General features: G+C 38.2%; 18 protein-coding genes and 1 riboswitch. Of the genes, 6 read left to right on the top strand and 12 right to left on the bottom strand.

The features are described from left to right. Positions 1–160 precede the first annotated feature (160 nt). The 3 genes from ACEN36_RS12095 to ACEN36_RS12085 all read left to right on the top strand — a co-directional run bounded on the left by ACEN36_RS12095 (position 161) and on the right by ACEN36_RS12085 (position 2,539). The gene (locus tag ACEN36_RS12095; protein ID WP_407102063.1) at positions 161–880 is read left to right on the top strand and encodes a dihydrofolate reductase family protein; all 720 of its coding nucleotides are present in this window, start codon (positions 161–163) and stop codon (positions 878–880) included. 28 nt (positions 881–908) lie between these two features. Then, a complete protein-coding gene (locus tag ACEN36_RS12090; protein ID WP_407126758.1) occupies positions 909–1,778 on the top strand; it encodes an aldo/keto reductase in 870 nt (289 codons plus the stop codon). A 110-nt stretch (positions 1,779–1,888) separates the two neighbouring features. Further along, positions 1,889–2,539, top strand: a complete 651-nt coding sequence (locus tag ACEN36_RS12085; RefSeq protein WP_407097375.1) for an SDR family oxidoreductase — start codon at positions 1,889–1,891, stop codon at positions 2,537–2,539. Between the two features lie 144 nt (positions 2,540–2,683). Here ACEN36_RS12085 and ACEN36_RS12080 read toward each other — a convergent pair whose 3' ends face one another. The 8 genes from ACEN36_RS12080 to msrA form a co-directional block, all read right to left on the bottom strand. Then, complete coding sequence (locus ACEN36_RS12080) at positions 2,684–3,769, bottom strand: hypothetical protein (protein ID WP_407126750.1); 1,086 nt, start codon at positions 3,767–3,769, stop codon at positions 2,684–2,686. Continuing rightward, entirely contained in the window at positions 3,756–6,257 is a 2,502-nt protein-coding gene (locus tag ACEN36_RS12075) for a phosphoenolpyruvate synthase (RefSeq protein ID WP_407126747.1), read from the bottom strand. The genes ACEN36_RS12080 and ACEN36_RS12075 overlap by 14 nt, the downstream gene beginning before the upstream one ends. After that, on the bottom strand, positions 6,254–7,159 hold the full coding sequence (locus ACEN36_RS12070; protein ID WP_204211959.1) for a UbiA family prenyltransferase: 906 nt from the start codon (positions 7,157–7,159) through the stop codon (positions 6,254–6,256). The genes ACEN36_RS12075 and ACEN36_RS12070 overlap by 4 nt, the downstream gene beginning before the upstream one ends. Continuing rightward, positions 7,153–8,019 carry a phosphatidylserine decarboxylase gene (locus ACEN36_RS12065; RefSeq protein WP_407126744.1) on the bottom strand — a complete coding sequence of 289 codons (867 nt, stop codon included), beginning with the start codon at positions 8,017–8,019 and terminating at the stop codon, positions 7,153–7,155. The genes ACEN36_RS12070 and ACEN36_RS12065 overlap by 7 nt, the downstream gene beginning before the upstream one ends. Position 8,020: 1 nt before the next feature. Continuing rightward, positions 8,021–8,629, bottom strand: coding sequence for a CDP-alcohol phosphatidyltransferase family protein (locus tag ACEN36_RS12060; RefSeq protein ID WP_407126742.1), 609 nt, complete (start codon positions 8,627–8,629; stop codon positions 8,021–8,023). 2 nt (positions 8,630–8,631) lie between these two features. Continuing rightward, complete coding sequence (locus ACEN36_RS12055) at positions 8,632–11,100, bottom strand: PEP/pyruvate-binding domain-containing protein (RefSeq protein WP_407126755.1); 2,469 nt, start codon at positions 11,098–11,100, stop codon at positions 8,632–8,634. Between the two features lie 86 nt (positions 11,101–11,186). After that, positions 11,187–11,777, bottom strand: coding sequence for a CDP-archaeol synthase (locus ACEN36_RS12050; RefSeq protein WP_407126752.1), 591 nt, complete (start codon positions 11,775–11,777; stop codon positions 11,187–11,189). Positions 11,778–11,902: 125 nt separating this feature from the next. Continuing rightward, positions 11,903–12,742 carry a peptide-methionine (S)-S-oxide reductase MsrA gene (msrA, locus tag ACEN36_RS12045; RefSeq protein ID WP_407126739.1) on the bottom strand — a complete coding sequence of 280 codons (840 nt, stop codon included), beginning with the start codon at positions 12,740–12,742 and terminating at the stop codon, positions 11,903–11,905. 238 nt (positions 12,743–12,980) lie between these two features. Here msrA and nth point away from each other — a divergent pair, with 238 nt between their 5' ends. Then, positions 12,981–13,616, top strand: coding sequence for an endonuclease III (nth, locus tag ACEN36_RS12040; RefSeq protein ID WP_407097377.1), 636 nt, complete (start codon positions 12,981–12,983; stop codon positions 13,614–13,616). Between the two features lie 67 nt (positions 13,617–13,683). Here nth and ACEN36_RS12035 read toward each other — a convergent pair whose 3' ends face one another. After that, complete coding sequence (locus ACEN36_RS12035) at positions 13,684–14,685, bottom strand: nucleoid-associated protein (protein WP_407097378.1); 1,002 nt, start codon at positions 14,683–14,685, stop codon at positions 13,684–13,686. Between the two features lie 230 nt (positions 14,686–14,915). After that, a riboswitch (NiCo riboswitch) is annotated at positions 14,916–15,019 on the top strand. 98 nt (positions 15,020–15,117) lie between these two features. On the opposite strand from ACEN36_RS12035, the gene ACEN36_RS12030 reads away from it, so the two are divergent. Then, positions 15,118–16,941, top strand: a complete 1,824-nt coding sequence (locus ACEN36_RS12030) for a heavy metal translocating P-type ATPase (RefSeq protein ID WP_188205018.1) — start codon at positions 15,118–15,120, stop codon at positions 16,939–16,941. A 119-nt stretch (positions 16,942–17,060) separates the two neighbouring features. Here ACEN36_RS12030 and ACEN36_RS12025 read toward each other — a convergent pair whose 3' ends face one another. Further along, positions 17,061–17,483, bottom strand: coding sequence for a cupin domain-containing protein (locus ACEN36_RS12025; protein WP_188205019.1), 423 nt, complete (start codon positions 17,481–17,483; stop codon positions 17,061–17,063). Between the two features lie 157 nt (positions 17,484–17,640). Between ACEN36_RS12025 and ACEN36_RS12020 the strand changes: the two genes are divergently transcribed. After that, complete coding sequence (locus ACEN36_RS12020) at positions 17,641–18,507, top strand: MurR/RpiR family transcriptional regulator (protein WP_407097381.1); 867 nt, start codon at positions 17,641–17,643, stop codon at positions 18,505–18,507. A gap of 44 nt (positions 18,508–18,551) precedes the next feature. Here the strand turns inward: ACEN36_RS12020 and ACEN36_RS12015 are convergent, their stop codons facing one another. Further along, positions 18,552–19,529 (bottom strand): Gfo/Idh/MocA family protein, encoded by a 978-nt coding sequence (locus ACEN36_RS12015; RefSeq protein WP_407097379.1) that lies wholly within the window; start codon positions 19,527–19,529, stop codon positions 18,552–18,554. Between the two features lie 55 nt (positions 19,530–19,584). Then, positions 19,585–20,601: a Gfo/Idh/MocA family oxidoreductase gene (locus tag ACEN36_RS12010; RefSeq protein WP_407097380.1), complete on the bottom strand. Its 1,017-nt coding sequence runs from the start codon at positions 20,599–20,601 to the stop codon at positions 19,585–19,587. Positions 20,602–20,762 lie beyond the last annotated feature (161 nt).

Raw genomic sequence — 20,762 nt, 5'->3', positions numbered from 1 at the left:
TCCATAAGTTGGGTCCTTTTTATTGGTCTTGGATAAGTCATCCAAGTTCAGTATAAAGGACTTTTTTGCATATTGGAATAGGATACATAACATTGTGAAACATATTATGTTTCATGCAACACTAGTGGATTAAAACGATAAATAAGAGGAGAATGAAAAGATGAATAAACCTTATGTGATTATCCATACCCACACCTCTATCGATGGCAATCTAGACATTATGGACTTGCCCGAATTTAAAGAAGCTAGCCGTCAATATCAGGAAATTTCTATCACTCCTGAAAAACAGCGATTCGGCATCCAAGGCTATTTGAACGGTAAAACAACAACGGAAGACAATATGACGCATTATAAAACACCAAAGTTGAATGAGAATGCAGCACCTGTTCCTGAAGGGGATTATGCAGCAGATCGAGATGCGCCGATGTATTATTTGTCCATTGATGCACGAGGAGAACTGGCTTTTGAAGAAAATTTTTCCGCTTATGGCGGTATCGATTCTCCTGTTGTAGAAGTCTTAACAGAAAAAGCATCAAACGCATATAAAGATTTCCTTAGAAAGAAAAGAATATCGTATATCATTGCCGGAAAAGACCAGATCGACTATGAAGTCATGCTGGACAAGTTTTACAATTTATTCGGTATCGAACGAATGATGGTCGGTGGGGGCGGAACACTCAATTGGTCATTTGTACAGAATGGCCTAGTCGATGAAGTCAGCGTCATCTTGTCACCTATCGCAAATGGAGATCCGAGCGGACATCGGTTCTTCGTCGCTAAAGAACCTTATACCGAAATCAAAGAGACAGCCTTCCAATTGGAATCTGTTGAAACATTGGAACACGGAACAGTATGGATCCGCTATTCTGTCAAAAAATAAGTAAGTATAGAAAGAAGGCAAACAAATGGTGTTAAATGAAATGTATACATTATCAAATGGAGTTGAGATTCCTAAATTGGGTTTAGGAACTTGGATGATTGATGATGAAAGAGTGGTTCAAGTTGTCAAAGATGCCCTTGATCTGGGTTATCGTCATATCGATACGGCTGAATCTTATCGAAATGAAAAAGGTGTAGGTCGAGGCATCAAAGAGTCTGGTGTCGACCGTAAAAAGATCTTTGTCACCACAAAACTCGAAGGCGATATCAAAAACTACGGTGAAGCTGTCAAAGCCATCGATGAATCTCTGGAACGCTTGAATATGGATTATATTGATTTAATGATTATCCATAGTCCGCAACCTTGGGCTAACTTCCGTGACGGAAACCATTACTTCGAAGGCAATCTAGAAGCATGGCGTGCTTTGGAAGAAGCTTATGAAGCTGGAAAATTGCGGGCAATAGGTGTTTCCAACTTTGAACAAGTTGATTTGGAAAACCTGATCCATAACGGCAAAGTCAAACCAATGGTAAATCAAATCCTTGCTCATATCACAAATGTTCCTAGCGATGTGATCGAGTACAGTCAAAGCCAAAATATTGTTGTTGAAGCTTACTCGCCAATTGCTCATGGTGCGATCCTTGACCATCCTGTTGTTAAAAAGATGGCTGAAAAATATGAGGTCTCACCTGCTCAATTAAGCATCCGCTATGTTATTCAATTAGATACTGTTGCTTTGCCTAAATCTATCAGCAAAGACCATATGAAAGATAATGCGGCGGTCGATTTTACGATTTCTGAGGAAGACATGAAAACGTTGAATGAATTGCCTCTTATCGAAACTTATGGCGACGATCAAATCATGCCGGTCTTTAGTTCGCAATACAAAAACAAGTAATCATAATAGTTTCTACGTAGGAAAAAACCATGCGTTTCCAATTAATGGAAAATTTAGCTGACACATGCTATGCTGAAATTAGTTCATTAAATAGTGAGAGGAGATTTCAAATGAAAGTATTCGTTATAGGTGCCAATGGAAAAGTAGCTCATCACTTTGCTGATTTTGCAAAAGAGGATAGCTCTATTGAAGAAATCGCCATGATACGTAAGGCTGAACAAGCTGGATTTTTCGAAGAACGAGGTATCCAAACCGTTCTCTTAGATTTGGTCAAAAACTCAATAGATGAGTTGGCTGAAGCGATGAAAGATGTCGATGCAGTTGTTTTCAGTGCAGGTGCAGGAGGAAGCGGTCTCGACAAAACCGTGTTGATCGACTTAGACGGAGCTGTTAAAGCCATGACCGCTGCAGAACAAGCAGGCGTCAAGCGTTTTGTTATGGTCAGCACTTTCCGTACAGGTCGTGAGGAAATGGCAAAAGAAAATGATCTGCAAATCTATACGATCGCCAAAAACTATGCTGATGAATGGTTAAAAAACCGTACTCAACTAGACTGGACGATCGTTCATCCAGGTATGCTAGTGGATACGGCTGGTACCGATCAAATCAAAGTGGGCATGGGGCAAGACATCAACGAGATTCCTCGTCAAGATGTAGCTCGAACATTGATTTCTGTACTCCGCAATGACAACACAATCAACAAAGAATTTGAAGTCTTGGCTGGTAATACAGCTGTTGAAGAAGCGGTCAGTAAGTTGTAGTCATTTTAAAAATAAAGTACCCCAAAGAGTAGTCAGTTTCAGTCTACTTCTTGGGGTATCTTTATGCAGCGGCATACAATGAATCAATCATTAGTCAACGATCAAACTTTTTAGTAAACCATTCAGGTTCAAATCCAGCTTTGTTTATTCCAATTCCAGCATCCATAAACTGTAAGCATGAGAATCTTTTTGCATCTCTGTCACATAGCGGTCTGTGACCGTCTTTTCATGGATCAAGGCACCCACTATTTCTGCTTTCCGCTGTTTGACTTGTCTGAAAACCGGATAAGACATCGCCAATCCCAGACCTAAGTGGTTAGGGTCTACACCCAAATACAGAATAATATAGCGTTTAGCACGCCATCTTTTATAGAGAATTTTCGCTAGATTCAGCATTGTCATTTTTCGATAAATCAAGTTTCCATAATCCGGCAACGTAATCAAAAAACCAACAAGCTGCTGATCTTTGTAGGCCAGCTTTACCATGGAAAAATCGATCACTTGTTTTAGATCGGCAAAAATGTGAGTGAACTGTTCAGCTGTAACCTTTTGATACAATGGAAAGTCTTTGTAAAGTGTGCTTAAAAGGTCAAAGACTTCAAGAGAAACGGTTGACCAGTCTTCTCGTTTAGGAGAAATAAAGCGATAGCCTTTTTCCACAAATGATTGATAACGTTTGGCTAGTTTTGTTGATTCATATTGGGGCGGAATCGAGTGATAAAAATTTGACGTGTAATGCTCGATCTCTTTAAAACCAGCCGCTTGCCATAACTTCGGATAGTATGCTGGATTGTGCGGTTCACTCGTAAACGGCGTTCGTTCAAATCCTTTAACTTTCATTCGATAACCGAGCCAGAAACTTCCTTGGACAGGGCCGAGGACTCGCTTCCCATTTTTTTCGCGCACTTTTTCACTCAGTATGTTGATAAACTGGGTCATGATGGTTACATCATCTACTGCTTCAAAGTACCCTAAGTAGTAATCTTCCAAATGGTGCGGCTTGATCAGAGCACCACGAATCACCATTTGGCCCTCTTGGTAGCCGTTGAATGCTTGAAAAGTGTAGGTCGGACTCAACGGATGCTGCCCGCTGATCTGTGCTTGTTCCTCTGAAATCGACTGCATCAATTCATCTTTTTTATAAATACGTTGTGGGAATTGCAGAAAATCTGCTTCTGTTTGCTCGCCAGAAACCACTGAAAATATTTCTAAGGAATTAGGAGTAGTCATTTTCATCCTCCAAACGTTTAATCAGACCAGTCTGACCGTTTATTTCAATCCATTCCCCGGTCTTCAGCTGTTGCGTGGCTTGTTTGACATTGACGACAGAAGGAATACCCAATTCGCGGGAGATGATTGCTGTATGAGATAAAAGTGAACCTTTTTCCGCAATAATCCCTTTTGATTGAGTCAGTAAATACACCCATCCAGGATCCGTCATTTTTGTGACGATGATTTTATCATGGGATTGCTGGAAGTTAACGGCTTGAATATCTTCCACAACTAATACTTGTCCTCGAACCACACCTTTTGAACAACCGATTCCTTGGAAGTCCTGCTGGTCGGTTGAGGCAATCTTTTGATGATTGATATTTTGCGGGTACTTTTCGAAAATACTTCCAGCATAGATCAGACGGCTGAATGCAGGTAATTGCTGATCTACGGATCGTTTATGCTGTCGTTTTTTGATCTCCATCTGCATATTTGAAAGGTCTTGATGGCCAGCCAATTCGAATAATTCAGTCATCGTTAAATAAAATACATCCTCTGATTTTTCAAGGCGTTTTTCTTTTACCAAATGTTCTCCCATAGTGACAAACAGGAGCCGCATCATCCCATAAATCCGCGTCCGGTTCAATCGGGAACTTTCTCTGTATTTGATTCCTGTCATAGCTTGTTTCTTCAGCCAATTCACCAATGGATTCCGTGATTTACTGACTGAATTTGCTTTAGTGTTGGTATGCACAGCAGACGGCGGCAATTCCAACTGCTGCTGGATCAATTGAATGAGTGAAGAAGGCTGACTGCGAAATGTTGCCGTCTCCAATTTTAATTCTTCTGGAGCTCGATCTCCAAATTGATGAATGAACAGTCGAATATCTTGTGTGATTGGATGTACATCTGTGTCAATAAAATCAGCAGCAAGTTCCAAAGACAGCGTTTCGATTTTTTTTCGATAGTCGCTATTGCCATCTTCTTGAATGGTGTAAATGATTTTATTCAATTCAATTACTGGTTTCATGCTTTCAATTTGTTCGATTCCGGCTATTTCCGCTTGGACTTCTTCCGGCGAACAGAATTTTTTTAACACTCCTGTATAAACAAACGCATAGAGGTCATTGATCAAAGTGATGTCCCATTGTTCCAGTACTTGTTGTTTGATCTGTTCAAATAATTGGTGAAGTTCTTCAAATGAAGCCTCTTTTGTATATATTTGATCGAACTTTTCGGAGATCATTTCAAAATCCGAATCAAGCTTTTTCATGGAACGAGGTGCTTGGATGAAGCTTTTGATGATTCGTCCTATGATCTTCAGCCGAGTTGAACGGCTGATCTTCACTGTAGTTGCAGAGACGTCTGTAGTTTGAACCCCTAACATGTCTTGCCAAATAGGGATGATCTGCTTAGAGAACGGCAGAAGCTGCAGTAATTTGTACCAATTAGTGATTTGATAATACACGCGGCTGTTGACTTGAGCGATCATATTTTGAAAAGTAGGCTCAAATGATCGAAGTGTTTGTGTGTCGTTTTTCAGCATCCGTTTAGCCAAACCTCTAAAGATACTTCCGTAAGCTTCTTGAATAAAGCTGAATGTCAAAGGAGTCGTGGTTCCGGGATAACTTTCTACAATATTGCTGTTATCTAAAATAATGACGGGGTCTGTAGACATTTTTGTGATAGGGCGTGCTTGTAAAACATACAGCTGGCCATTCAAAAAAGTAAATTCGATATCCATGCGCAGACCAAATAATTCAGTAACGTTCTTCGCCATCTCTTCTAAATCTGCTTGCTGTTTCTCTGTTAAAATCGGAGAAGCACCAGAGGTTTCAAAGTAAGATAATTGATCATCCGGATGAATTGTTACCATCGTTGTATCTACTTTGTCTTCCACGATCCCGCTGCCCACACCTTCGCCTACTACGATCAACTGTTCATTCAACAAACCTTGAGGATTCGCGGTAAAGTAGACCCCTGATAAAGTTCCCGCAATCATGTTTTGAAGAATGACGTGTAGCTGAACAGTTTCTAATGAAAAGCCATTCTCAAAGTAGTAACTTAATGCAGCAGGCTGATACAACGACAACAGAGTTTCTTCCACAGCATCAACTAAATCATCCGCTTCAACGAACAAACGAGTAGAAAATTGTCCAGCGAATGAGGCAGAAACATCATCTTCCACGTTTGCTGAAGACCGAACCGAGTAGGTATGCTTGCCAGAAGCTAGTTTTTTGAATTCATGGATAGCTGTAAAATCTTCTTGCAAAAATTTCGCCTTGAACTCTTGCTGCAATCGTTGACTCAATTCATCTAACGTATATTTTCCTGTGTGATAGGCTGTTTGCTGCTCCATTAAAAAGGTATGGGTATCAGATCGATCAAACAGATCAAATGAAAAAACTGAAAAAGCAGGGACAACGAGACCTTGCTTTTTCATGAGATGTAAATTGTAGGCTTTTGAACCTACTGATTGACGTTGCAAGTCAGTGAGCTTTTTCATTGTGCAAACCTCTGTATAAATAGATGTGCCGCTACCGAGAGAACCATCGTTGTTTCCGTAATGTAGGTATAGCGTTCCACTCGTTCTTTAATATTGAAACGTGTTGGATCATGAATAAATTGTTGGAATTGAATCGTCATCCAGATGACATTCACCAACAGAACAATGACACCAATTTTTGAAATGTTCCACAATAGAATAAAGTTCGTTAAAATATCTATAATGGTCAGTACTTGAACGAAACGTGTGGCTTTTTGATAGGTGAACAATCTAGAATAAGTCACATATTCGGTCTCGTCTTTAGGAGCTCTGATTTTACGGCTGATTTCCCAGATCAAGCTCGGGAAATACATCGTGAACGCCAGCAGAACAGTAGGTAATGACAATAATGGCAATTGGTATTTGTAACAAATAAATGTGATGATATAAAAATTCATGATCATCATAACAGGATTATGGGTAACAAGTGCTAAAGGCAATGATTTTTGGATTTTGGCTTTGCTGAAAAACCAAAGCGACATCAATGTGCCATAAATGAACAAAAAGAAAAACCACCCTATATTATTCATAAAGAAAACGTTCAGTACAACTGTGATTGTGACCATGACAGCTAAAGCAATAGCCAAATCACGTTTTGTGACTCTTCCAGAAGGCAAGGCACGTTCAGGAAATAGCCTTCGATCGTGTTCGTAGTCTTTAAAATCATCTGCGATCCTAAGCGCCATCAAAAAAGTAAATATCGTTAAAACGCCGATCCATTCTTGCAATCCAATCGAAAAATCTGTTTTTCCTACGTTGAGAAGCAAGATAAAATAGATCTCAAAAAAGTAGATAATGGCTAATAGGAATCTCGGAATCAGTGGGTACATCTCTTTATAATAAGTTGATAATCTAGTTAGCATATTTTCAGACCAATTCCTTCCCCTATGTTGACTTGTGTTTCTATATTCAGGCTGGAATAATAGCAGATATCTTCATCCACGGTCACGGTTCCCTTTGGGTAAGCCACCAGTATGGTTGAACCTCCTAGACTAAACCAGCCTTTTTCATGGCCCCGCTGATAACTAGCGGATGGTGGATTATAGATCTTTCCAACCAAAAGTGCTCCGACTTCCATCTGCATGACCATGCCTGATTTCTTTGTTTCAATTAAACAATATTCTCGTTTATTTTCTTTGAATACTTGAAAGTGTTGCTGTGCGATTTCTCTGACAGTGTGCAGTTTACCGCGGATTTTACGCCGACGAATGACCATACCGGTTTCACTGACCAAGTAACGATGGTAATCATCGACCGCTAAACGATAAATAAACACGGTCCCGCCTTCGTAATGATCCGCTAAAGAACGGTCTTGAAGAATGTCTTCTAAACGATAGTTCTGTTCTTTGATGTTAAAAGTCTGATCACTATGAATAGGAACAGCCAATAGTTTAGCTTGCGCAACCGCACACACACGATTGGACGGACTGACTTGTATTTTGTCCGCTTTTAATTTTCGAATAAAAAATGCTGAAAAAGATTTGTAGTTTACAGATTCGTAGTCGCTTAGTCGGATATCGTACTCTTTGATAAACTGTGCTATTTTGTTTTTAGATAGTCGCGTGTGATCAATAGCCGTCCATACGATTGAAAACAACCGAGAAGTAACGATGGAAAGCAAACTATTGCCCCATTTTGTTTGATACAATCGTTTCAGCCATGCAGCTTGATATTCCTTAGGTTCAATGATCGATTGAGTTTTACGCTGGAATACTTTTGCCATATTATAATCTCCATAACCCGAACAACGTTATAAACGCGAGCCCGAGGAAAAAGAGGTACATCAATCGATTGGGTTTGGGAATCTTAACATCCCGGATAAATAGAAAAGACATCATAGGAGCAAGCAGCAGAATAATGTATTGAAAACTCCCGCTGAGCAACCATTCACTCACCAAATAACTGACAGGAAAAACTAGTGCACCATACGTAACAGGAACTCCCCTGAAATAAGCATCTCTTTCTGCCGAATTGTTCTTCGCTTCACGATTGAAGTAAGCTAACCGTGAAACAGCAGTAATGACATATACAATCGCTAAAACAACATTCACTAAAGGCAATCGCCCTTGTGTCAACAACAAGATCGCCGGCAACGCCGCAAAACTGACCATATCACATAAGGTATCAATCTCTATGCCAAACTGTTCTTGCGCTTTTGTCCTGTCAAAAGAACGGGCAACCATTCCATCAAATAAATCGCAGAGTCCGCTCACGATAAAGCAGCTCATCGCCCAGATCATCTCGCCTTGAATAATAAACTGTATCGCTATTAGCGATACGGCTGTCCCGAAATAGGTCAAGTAGACAAACTTTCCATATTCTCCAATAAACATCTTCAGCACCTACCTTTATGAATCGTGATTTCACCAGTTGTTCCATTCATGGTGACAGTCATACCTGTTTTTAACTTTTCTGTAGCTTTTGTTGCACAGACGATTGTCGGAATCCCGAATTCTCTGGCAACAATCGAGGCATGGCACAAAACACCGCCAGTTTCTGTGATCAGGCCTTTAATAGAACCAAAGGCATGGCTCCATCCTGTATCCGTAAAGCGAGTCACCAAGATCTCTCCAGCCTCCAAAAGATTGATTTCTTTAGGGTCCAGCAATATTCTTACTTTTCCGGTAAAAACTCCATCATTCGCACCGATTCCAGATAAACTGGATGGTTCATTTGCCAAAGGATTTTCCATCTCTACAGAAACACTTGCTTCCATTAAATCGCCTGGAGGAACAAAATGGCGATATGCCTGACAATATATGCGATTGTTCTTCACAGATTCTCGAAGACTTTCTTGAGAGAACTGGTCATTCATAAAAGAGAGGATCGTTTCTTTTTCAAGATAGAAGAGATCTTCTGTTTTTTCAATATACCCTAGTTGCGAATACCTTTCACCTAATTTCAAAGTGATTTGACGGACCAAATGATAAAAACGAGTCGATACATCTTTAAATTCCTCACGCCACCACAATAATTCACGCAATATTTTGATGTCCTTCATGACTTTAGGACGTTGCCATTTAGAGACGTAAGGGTGGATAAGACCTTCTATCTGTTCATTTGTCAGCGTTTGTAAAGAGGAGCGTTTGACTGTTGCAATTTTCTCCGGATGTTCCACATAGTCTTTCAACAAGTCAACAACGAGCTGCTGGTCTTCGCTATAACTAGGCACCAGCAGATTCAGTTCACGGTTTGAATGATAGCCGAATGATTTTTGAAAACCTTGGATTCGTTTGGCATCTAGACGATTCGGCTGTTCGTTTAACGACTCATTGATCTCTGGTGAAGTTTTCGATAGCCACTCATGCTTATATTCGTTGTTTGCTTGAATGATCTCAACGATTTCGTAGAGGTCACGTAACGGGTGGACATGAGATACTTCGCCTAACTTTGAAATCAGCTGGAAAAAGGTGTTTAAGGGCAATTTTTTCAATAATGCCGTTTTTTTCATAGACAGCTGTACGGTATTGACAAATACTTGCCAGAAATAAGTCTGTTCACTTTGCAAATAAGCCACATTAAGTACAATTTTCCATAATGCTTCAATTTTTTTGTGATCTGTTGTGGCAGTTAGTGCTTGGATTTCTTTATCGATTGATTGATAGGTTTTTAACAGCTGTTTATGTTGCTGTGCTGCCATTTGACGTTGCTGCTGAGTCGTTTTATGGATACGAGTCGCCACCGTTATCAAATGGCCGATCGACTGGGCTGTCAATCGGCTTTTGTATCCGTCACCTCGATAATTTTTATATACACCCAGTTCATCATCAAATTCGCGTTCGATATATCCAGGGATTTGTGACATGGCTTCTTTTACAACACCAATATTCCAATAAGGTCTGGCAAAATGATTGATGGACAGCTGATCAATGTTTTTTGAATCGTACAACTTATTTTGGACCAGAAATTTCTCTAATGTTGTCTGCCACGATTCACGATATAAACTCCACATCAATCCTGGACAAGGCTGCGCAGCGACACCACCATCACGAAAGTTCGTTGTTGTCCAATTACCTTTACTGATTTTTCGACGAATCGTTGTAATCGGGCGAGCTTGTAAGAAATATAAGGAATTTTTGCTGAAACAAAACTCTATATCTACAGGATAGCCATAGAAGACTGCAATCAAAAGCAATTGTTCTTGAAGCTGCTTCAACTGATCTGAAGTTAAAGTAGTTGAAGCATCCGTTGATTCAATCGTTGAAAACCAGTCGATCGTTAAGTATTCAGGAGTAACCGACCCGCTGACCAGTTTTTCTCCCGCACCCTTTACGACTTCGAGCGTGAATTGGCGATCATCATTTGTCAAAGGGTTGAGAGTAAACGCAACACCACTGGAATCAGCTGCAATCTGCTCTTGAATGATGACAGACATTTTTAGATCTTGAATATCCAATTGATGCGTCTGCCAATAAGTTAAAACAGCTGGCTTAAAAAGAGACGCAATGCACTGTTTCAATGCAGCAATAATGTCATCAGCTGTCGTACAATTTGCAATAGTGTCGTATTGTCCAGCAAAAGAAGTGGACGCTCGGTCTTCCATCATTCCACTACTTCGTACGATATATGTTTTATCAGGAGATATCAGATCACTGATTTCTGTATGCAATTCTGTTGGAAAACACAGCTGGTCCAGGCGTTGAACAATAGTTTCATAGTTTGGTACGTTAGGATAAACCGTTGCTTTTAGAGCTGTTATTTCAGGTATTGCTTCAGTCCATAGTGGAGTGAGCTGATCTTCTGAAATGAAATATCCTTTAGGTACCTGAAGGTCTAATTGAGATAGATCAATCAACGCGTTTATTTTACCGCCATAACGCGGATTTGTTTCTGCAGTTTCTATTAAAGTCCAATAGATTGTCTATACACCTCTTTATACATCTAAAATGATTAGAATGGATTTTTTCTCAATTTTAAAACATACAATAACTGATTGATCACAATATGAGTACCAGCTCCTAAAATGATGAAGCCAAGAAATTGAGAGAAGCTTATTGGAATCAGAAGTGCTACGACTAGAGCACATCCCAGCAACGAATCTGCTTGATCAATAAAAACAAAGAACCATTTCCATTGATTCTTTGCTGTTTTACCGGGCTCGATTTCCAACCGTCGTTTCATAAAACTATTCGGCAATTCAAAAACGACATAAGCCGATCCTAACAACAAACCGATCCAAAGATTGGTTAGTATAGAATTGGCATAGACGTCATAGAATAGATTCAACGATTCAAGAGAGGGAACCGTTTTTAGAACTATTCCCCAGATAATTTGAGATAGTCCACCAAAAACAATCATGCCGATAAAACCTTTCCAAGTTTTATTTTGGCCAAATAACCGCTTTTTGTCCGATAATATTCTACCGGAGTCCATAGGAATATTTAACCATGGATATGTAGGGTATTTACAAAATACCATATTGGCAATACCCGCAAAAATAACTGACAATAACGTAACGTATAAACTTAAAGTTGTTTCCAACACAGTATCTTCCTCTTTCTCGTATAAAACATAAAACGATCTCTTTTATGTTAAGCTATTTTTGTGTATTTTAAAATAAAATCAACTCAATGATCTGAGAAATGCCACTGCCATTGCTCAGACCATTAAGTTTTTTTTGTAATTCTGTTGAGTTGCGTACGGATCTTAGCTTGTAAATGTTGGAAAGTCAAAAACTGTCGGCGAGACCGCTCGATTCTTTTATACCGTTTAGGATTCTTTTTATAAAATTGCTGATGGTAGTTTTCTGCCGGCCAAAAGACAGTGGCAGATTCAATTGATGTAACAATCGGCTTATTGTATTTGCTAGAATCGGCTAATCGCTGCTTGGAGGCTTCAGCGATCTGGCGTTGTTGTTCGTTTTTTACAAAAATGACTGGCCGATATTGACTGCCTCGGTCTTGAAATTGACCGGATGCATCTGTTGGATCTGTCAGTTGCCAATAAAGTTCCACTAGATCAGCGTACTGTATGATCCTCGTATCAAAAATAATCTCCACTGCCTCTACGTGACCTGTATATTGACCGCTCACTTGGTCATAAGTAGGGTGGTCTGCGTGTCCGCCGCTATATCCAGATAAGACGGAAATAATTCCATTACGATTTTCAAAGGGTTCTACCATGCACCAAAAACAGCCGCCTGCAAATACGGCAGAGTCTTGGTAAACTGGGTCATCAATGGAGTGTTTTGTAAGGTCAAATGGAGTGTCAGAAGTACCAGTATTCGTAATTTTATTATAAAAATCTGTCACATCAGGCGTCAGATTATTTCTCAAAGCCAGTGGACGCAGATCGGCTTCAAGCTTTGAAAGCTGGGTATCAAAATGCGCACCATCTTCTAAGGCGTTTTTAGCTGACAAGAGTAACGATCGCTCCCATTCCCTAGTAGCAGGATCGAGGATCAGGTTATACAAATCATTGAGCATTTCTTCGCGATTCTGTCTCATCTCAAGGCCCCTCCTTAGGTGTATTTTTGAGAAGCTGGTTTTTTCTATTATACCGTAGCTGGCGGTGTTAAAGAACCATTGAATCTTAGAAAGTGTGGAATTTGACAACCTTGATTTCAAAGCAAAACTATCCTTATGTTTCTGGCTTCATAGAAAAGAGGGACACTAATAAACTTGATTTTAGTGTTGTTGAAAATATGGTATATTTAAAAAAAAAGAATCAGAGAAAGGAACGCCTATGCTGACAAAAGAAGCTGCTCAACACGTTATCTATGAAATAATGAAACTCTATCCCGATGCTATCCCAACAATGCGTTATCAAAATCCCTTTCAATTGTTGATGGTCGTCATATTAAGTGCTCAGGCAACAGATGAATCAGTCGCTAAAGTAAAAGACCAGTTATTCGAGCGTTATCCAAATCCTCAAGCGGTTATCGAGTCTTCGCCTGAAGAAATTGAATCGTACATAAGAACAGTCGGGCTCTACCGGAATAAAGCAAAGTATATTTATAAAAGCAGCTGCCAATTACTTGAAAAATTTGATGGAGTAGTTCCAAACACTCGTGAAGAACTGCAAACACTAACGGGGATCGGACCTAAATCAGCCAATATTTTATTGAACGTTGCCTTTAACCAAGATGCTTTTGCAGTCGATACACATGTCGCGAGAGTCTGTAAACATCACGAAATAGTAGAAGAAAACGCGACACCCAAACAAATCGAAGAACGCGTGACAGAAATTATCCCAGCAAAATACTGGGGAAGAGCCCACCAATCCATGATCTCATTCGGAAGAGAAATATGTACACCTAGAAATATGAAGTGCCATGAGTATCCACAGTTATATGAAAACTTAGAAGAAATCGATAAATAATCGTTGCCGAAATAAAGAAATCTTCCTTTGTACTAAGCAGTGAAAAGCTCATACAAAGGAAGATTTCTTAGAATAGATTTTTGATTTTTTCAATATTCTTAATCATCACGGATGTGGTGCCGTCTGGATTATTGATGAATTCAACGACTTCAGGATCTTTATACAAGTCTATTGGAATACTGATCTCGATTCCATTGTCTAGACGGAATTTTTGTTTGGAATATTTAGGGCCAGCTACGGCAACTTCAGCAGGGGCACGGTCAACGTATCCCATTTCCGTTACTTCTTCAAAGAATTTTTCTTTTTTAGCGTGATTATCTCCGTAAAGGGCCTCGGCAATCACTTGGTTATCAATGACGTTTTCTTCGGTCATACTATAGACAAGCGCATCTTTCGTTTCGGCGAGTACTTGGAACTCTTCCTCATTAAAAGCTTTGCTGGTTTTTTGAACGGCTTTTTTGATGATCGAGATATTTTCTTTCAGGCTCGGTTGAGGTTTATCTTCTAAAAACATCTCGGTGAAGTAAAAGACTTTTTCCCCTAATTCATCGATCAAATGTTTTTTCTCAATCACATGGTATTCCATGTTGTTCAAATTTAAGACCAAACCTTCTTGGATAGCTTGGCGAGCACTCGGCAAGATTGAGCGGTTGATCATCAACTGGTTGGTGAGTTGTTCTGTTTCATAAGACACATAGTGAGTTACACTGTCCGAATAATTTAATTTGAAAAGCCCTAAACAAGGTACTTCATCCAAAGTGAAATAAACGCACAATAAATCAGCTGGCGGTATCTCTGGATTAAGTTTTGTGATGGAAAAGAACTTTTCCGCTAATGCTTTTGTAGTCTCCACAAAGTTATCTTGAAGAGTAGAAAAAGCGGGGATCAAAGGGTTGTTTTCTGTTAAAACCCCTTTTTTCATGTTGTCTGAATCTTCTACCTTTTCAATCATGGCATGGATGTAGTCCATGGTGAATTTTTCCGAAATATCCAAGCCAGCAAATGAAAAGATAGGCTCGTTGCTGTTCACATCAAAAATATGTAAAATAGCTTCTTTTATATAAATCATGTTGTTCCCTCCATTATCAATCACGCTTAGTAGTATCTCACAAATTTGAAAGTCGCAAAAGAGATTTCTCAGGAAATGGGGTAAAAGTTTTCCCGCAGCTTGTTTATAAAAAAAGACTATTTTACACAGTGGAGTAACCGTTGATACTTCAATTAGTAAATGGTATTATAAATGTATATAAATCTAATTTAACTTGCTCTTCTGTCTTATCGTTAATGTAAGAATGAGAGCCAATTAAATCTGAACAGGCGGTGAACTCTTAGAGGTTCATGCGGCCGGATCACACATGTGTGATAGCAGAGTAGTGCCAAAAAGGCACACCTGTGGGACAGTACTACTGTCCTATAGGTGTGCCTTTTTTATTTTTACTTTTTATTAAGGAGGGAAAATCTAACCACTAACTTAAAAAAAATTACAGAAAGGAAGAGGAAAATGTGGAAGTTTTTAAGCAATACGCGTTCAGGACAGTTTTTAGTCATTGGAGTCTTTTTTACAATTATTGGATTTATTTTAAATACGATGGGAGGTTTTTATAGTTCACTTTCTTTTTATGTGGCCATTTTCTTTTTAGGGTTCTTTTCAGCTAAAAAAGCGGTGACAGAAACAATTCATTCTAAAGCTCCAAATGTTGATTTGCTAATGGTTTTAGCCGCATTAGGTGCATGTTTGATTCATTATGAATCAGAAGGAGCTGTATTACTGCTTATTTTTGCTGGCTCAGAAGCTCTAGAATCCTATGCAACCAATAAATCCAAAAGTGCTATTTCTGAGTTGCTATCTCATGTGCCTTCTACAGCGCAATTGCTAAAAGAAAATGGTGAAGTGAGTGAAGTACCCACTGAATCGTTAAAAGTTGGTGACATTGTAGTCGTTTCAAAAGGAGCACAGATACCCATTGATGGGTATTCCGACCGAAAAACGCAAATCAATGAATCCAGCCTTACTGGGGAATCAATGCCTGTTGAAAAAGAAAAGGGAGCCGAAGTATTTTCTGGGACTTTCAATGAAGGAAATGCCTTTCATCTTGAAGTGAATACAACGAGTGACCAAACCGTCTTCTCAAATATTATACGAATGGTAGAAGAAGCACAGAAAAGCCCTTCGAAAATATCTAAAATTATTGATCGTTTTGAAACGAAATACGTACTAGTTGTTTTAATTATGGTCCCATTATTCATTGCGAGTCTTTATTATTTCAACGAGTATAGCTTTGAGGACGCTTTTTATAGAGGGATGGTTTTATTAACCGTTGCTAGCCCATGTGCTTTGGTTGCTTCTGCTACACCAGCAACATTAAGTGCTATCAGTAATGGAGCAAAAAATGGGGTGTTAGTTAAAGGCGGAGCAGCAATGGAGTCTTTGAATACGATGGACATTTTATATAGTGATAAAACGGGGACACTGACATTTGGTGATTTCAGAGTATTAAATTATGAAGTTCCAGAAGACATTTTGAATGAAGTAGTTTATATGGAACAACAATCTAACCATCCAATAGCTAATGCTATTGTGGCAGCTTTTGAAAACAGAAACTTTACAGACATTGATACTTCAGAACCTGTGGAGGAAATAGCAGGACAAGGTGTTAGAAAAGGAGCAATTGAAATAGGGAAACCAAGTACATTTAGTGGGTACCCTGATAAAAATTATTATCTTGGTAAAGCAGTTGAAGAAAATACGACGATTTTTGTGGCGAAAAGCAATGAAATTGTTGGATACATTTCTCTTTCTGATGAAATTCGGGATGAGGCAATCGAAGCAGTAGCTGGTTTTCAAAAAGAAGGTATTCAAGTTGTACTTTTGACTGGAGACAATGAAATGGTTGCTTCGAAAGTTGCTAAGAAAGTCAAAGTAAATGATTATGTAGCCAATTGTCTTCCAGAAGATAAGATTAAACATATCTTGAAAAGTCAGCGAAATAAAAAGGTGGTAGGCATGGTTGGAGATGGAATCAATGATGCACCTGCGTTAGCGAATGCAGATATCGGTATTGCTATGGGTAGCGGGTCATCGGTGGCGATAGAGTCAGCGGATGTGGTGATTGTAAAAAATGATTTAGCTAAATTGCTTTATAGTTATCACTTAAGCAAACGATTGAACCGAATTATTAAACAAAATATTTTCTTCTCTATCAGTGTGATCATCCTATTGATGATTTTAAACCTTTTAGGTTATTTAGATTTGCCGGTAGGAGTTGTCTTCCATGAAGGATCGACGATTTTAGTTATTTTGAATGGATTGCGTTTGTTGCGTTAATAAAAAATATAAAAGTGTGTGAGCCTATTGGGATTTCCGATAGGCTCACACACTTTTATTGGTTTAATCTTTTAGTTTTTTCCTCGCTGTATAAAATTCTTTATACAGCGAGGCTTTTTTTAGTGTTCATTAGGATCATTTTCTGCATCTTCATGAGTTGGGTGAATAGTTCCTTCAACATGATCAGGACCCGCATAAATGGTATATAATCTTAATGGTTTGTCACCAGTATTTTTAATATTGTGCCACATATCTGCTGGAACCAATACGGCTTCATCTTCAGAAACAACTTGTTCAAAATTTAAGTCATCTTCAGAAGGTCCCATTTGGCATAGCCCTTGTCCTTCTTCGATGCGAATAAATTGATCAATTCCATGATGAACTTCTAGGCCAATATCATCGTTTGGTTGAATAGTCATGACGGTTACTTGTAATTTAGCACCTGTCCATATCGTTGTACGGTAGTTATCATTTTGCACTGTAGCATCTTCAATATTTACAACATAAGGTTTTTTGCCATGATCTTTAAAATCAATACTCATTATCCTAATCACTCCATTTCATAATAGTTGTTTAATTGTATTAATTACAATCTAACTATAGCAAATTATCATTTGGAAAACAAGTATCAGTGCCTTAAAGTTAGTAAACGTTCACTAAATAATATAGAATCAAGTTATAAAGGAGTGGTTGGATTTGGTGCAAGTATTAACTAAGTTGAAAGATCAAACGAACTTTACAAATACAGAAATGAGGATAGCCGATTATATTATCCAGAATATCACCAAGATCCCTACAATATATATTGAGGATCTGGCAAAATTAACGTATACTTCTCATTCGACGATCATCCGTCTCTGTAAGAAAATGGGCTATGATGGATTCAGAAGTTTTAAGGACGCTGTTTCAGGAGTAGTTTACAGCCAACTGCATTTGCCTAGTGAAGTGGATGCCAATTTCCCTTTTAAACCAGAAGATTTGACTATGGATATTGCTAAGAATATCGCTAATTTAACGATTGATACGATAAAAAAAACATTGAATCAATTCGATGAAGAGCTGCTGCAATCAGTGGCAGAAATACTGTTCAAAGCTAAGCACATTTTTCTGTTTTCGCGTGGTGATTCACAAGTACGAGCAAGAAGTTTTCAAAATAAGTTAGTCAAGATCAATCGATTTGCTATTATTTCTGAAGAATATGCAGATGAGGCATGGAATGCTTCTAACCTTACTCCACAAGACTGTGCTCTGTTTCTATCTTATAGTGGAACTAGTCCGCAATATAAGCGTATGTTACAACATTTTTCCAACAAAAAAATCCCGACTATTTTGATAACGGGAAATACAGAATCTGATTTGATAAATTTAGCTGCCAAAACGATAGTGGTAGTCCAAGAAGAATATGATTTTGTAAAGGTAGGGACTTTTGCGTCACAAGTTGCCTTTCAATATGTATTAGACACGTTGTATTCTATTTTATATGCAAAAGAATATAGAACAAATGTGGAAAACTTAAAAGAAAAACAGTCACTCATTCAAAATGGAATTTTGTCAGAAGAACTTTGACCCGTCCATACATTGAAAAAGCGCCTGTTTTTCACTTTAAAAATTTAGCCTAAGGATATACCGGCAGTTTCTAATCCTTTATCTACAATAGACATAACCATTTCACTGTGATCGAGGTGTTTCATCATAGCTTCAACGTCTGATTCTCTTATGATTCGTTCAAATTCAATGAATTCCTCATACATCCGATGTGTATGAACTTTAAAATCAAATAGTTCACTCTTATGTTGATTGTCTATTACAGTAAAGCTGTCTATAGCATTAGTAGGCCCTTCAATAATGATAGCTCCTTTATTGCCTTGGATAATGGTTCGTATCGGAGCTGTAGAATCTTTAGCACCTATACAGACTACTTTTTTATCCCCATAATCCAGACTCAAGATGCCAGAAGTATCAATTCCGTTTTCAACATTTGCCAAATAGTTTACTTTTTGTGGCTCCCCAAAAATACCCGTTACAAAATGAATGTTGTAAATATTAATATCCATTAAAGCTCCGCCACCCATTTTAGGATTGAAAGCCGGTAACACTTCGCCTTTTTTGAAGGCATCATACCTTGATGAATATTGTGAATAATTACATTCAATAATTTTAATATCCCCAATAGTACTTATGGCTTCTTTTATCTTTTTATAATTGGTTAAATATTGATTGGTTATAGCTTCTAACAACATGACTTTGTTAGTTAAGGCTAGTTCTCTCAGCTCTTTCATTTCGGCTAAGTTCAAGGTAAAGGGTTTCTCACAAATAACATTTTTTTTACTCAGGATGGCCTGCTTAGCAAAAGAAAAATGCAAATGATTGGGCAATGCGATATAAACAGTATCGATATTCTGATCGTTTAAACAATCAGAATAATTAGTTGAGACTTGACGAATGCCGTATTTGTCTTTTAAAAGCTTCATTTTCTCAATACTTCTATCGGTTCCTACAATTGCCTCTAATTGAATCCCTGGAACATCACGGACCATAGTCAAAAAATCATTTACGATCATTCCAGAACCTATAATGGCGAGTTTCATTATAAACCTTCTTTCTTAGTTGAGTGATTCTTGATTTTTTAAATGAATGGATAAGTTAGTATTTAATACTTTGAATACCTTCTTCAAGTATCTCTAGTTGACGAATCGTTTCTTCATCTTTCACTGTTTTATCTTTTCCATTTATAATAGCCTCGTATAATCCTTCATAAACACGACTGTAGTCCCCAGTTTCTGAAATGACTTTTTCTTCATGATAAAGGTCATCAGCATCCATATAAGTCACAGTACCATAATGATCTGGGGTATCTATACCAAAATCAGCATGAGTCGGCATATAGAATAATTTTAGGTGTTCTTCTTGTCTATCTTTCTCTTGCTTGATAAACATACCTTTTTTACCATACAGAACAAAGCTTGGTCGTGGTTTTATTCTGAAGTAACTTGATTTAACAGAAACCTTTATTTTTGAATAGTAAAAGTCCAAGTCAAAATAATCGTTCATTCGATCAGGACCCAATAATTGTCTTACATCATAATGAATGGAATCTGGATCTCCGAAGTAGGAAAGAACTTGATCGATCGTATGGCACCCATGTCCATATAAATAGCTGGAAGATGCTGAAAATTCTGTGCTGTTTTCTGGAACTTCTGGTCTGAAATAATCATAATGCATTTCAACTTCTAATAATTCACCTATAACGCCGCTTTCGATAATTTTTTGAGCGGTCAGAAAATCTGAATCGTAGCGTCTGTTTTGGTAGCATTGAACGAGTAATTTTTTTGATTTTGCTAACTCAAATAGTTCTCTTGCTTCTTCAGCAGTTTCTGTAAAAGGTTTTTCAACTAGTGTGTGTTTCCCTTTTTCTAGTGATAATTTTGCAAATTCAAAATGTAATGAACTTGGAAGGCAAATTGCAACTAATTGAATTTCTGGATCATTCCAAATATCTTCTAAATTTGTTGTGTAGTGGACTCCAGGAACCTTATCCCATGAGCTGTTTTCACGACGAGAATAAATGGTTTTCACTTTAACGTTCTCTGTTTTTAATGAAAAAGGTAAATGATAGCGATTTGTACTTTTTCCATTACCGATATAAGCCATTGTTAACATAAAAAAACCTCCTATAGTATCTGATAATTAGATTCACTAGTGTTGCATAAATATAGTCAGAATATTCTGAATTATTATTTTCTTGAAAAAAGTAAAAAAATCGAATGCTTACGCAAAGGATGACTATTTCCAGAAAATTTTGCTTATTTAGCTGATTCCAT

Origin of the sequence: Desemzia sp. FAM 23989 (genome assembly GCF_045528345.1) — a bacterium.
Lineage (GTDB): Bacteria > Bacillota > Bacilli > Lactobacillales > Carnobacteriaceae > Desemzia.
Note: the sequence above shows the minus strand (reverse complement) of the source record. Positions and strands in the feature narration are given on the sequence as shown.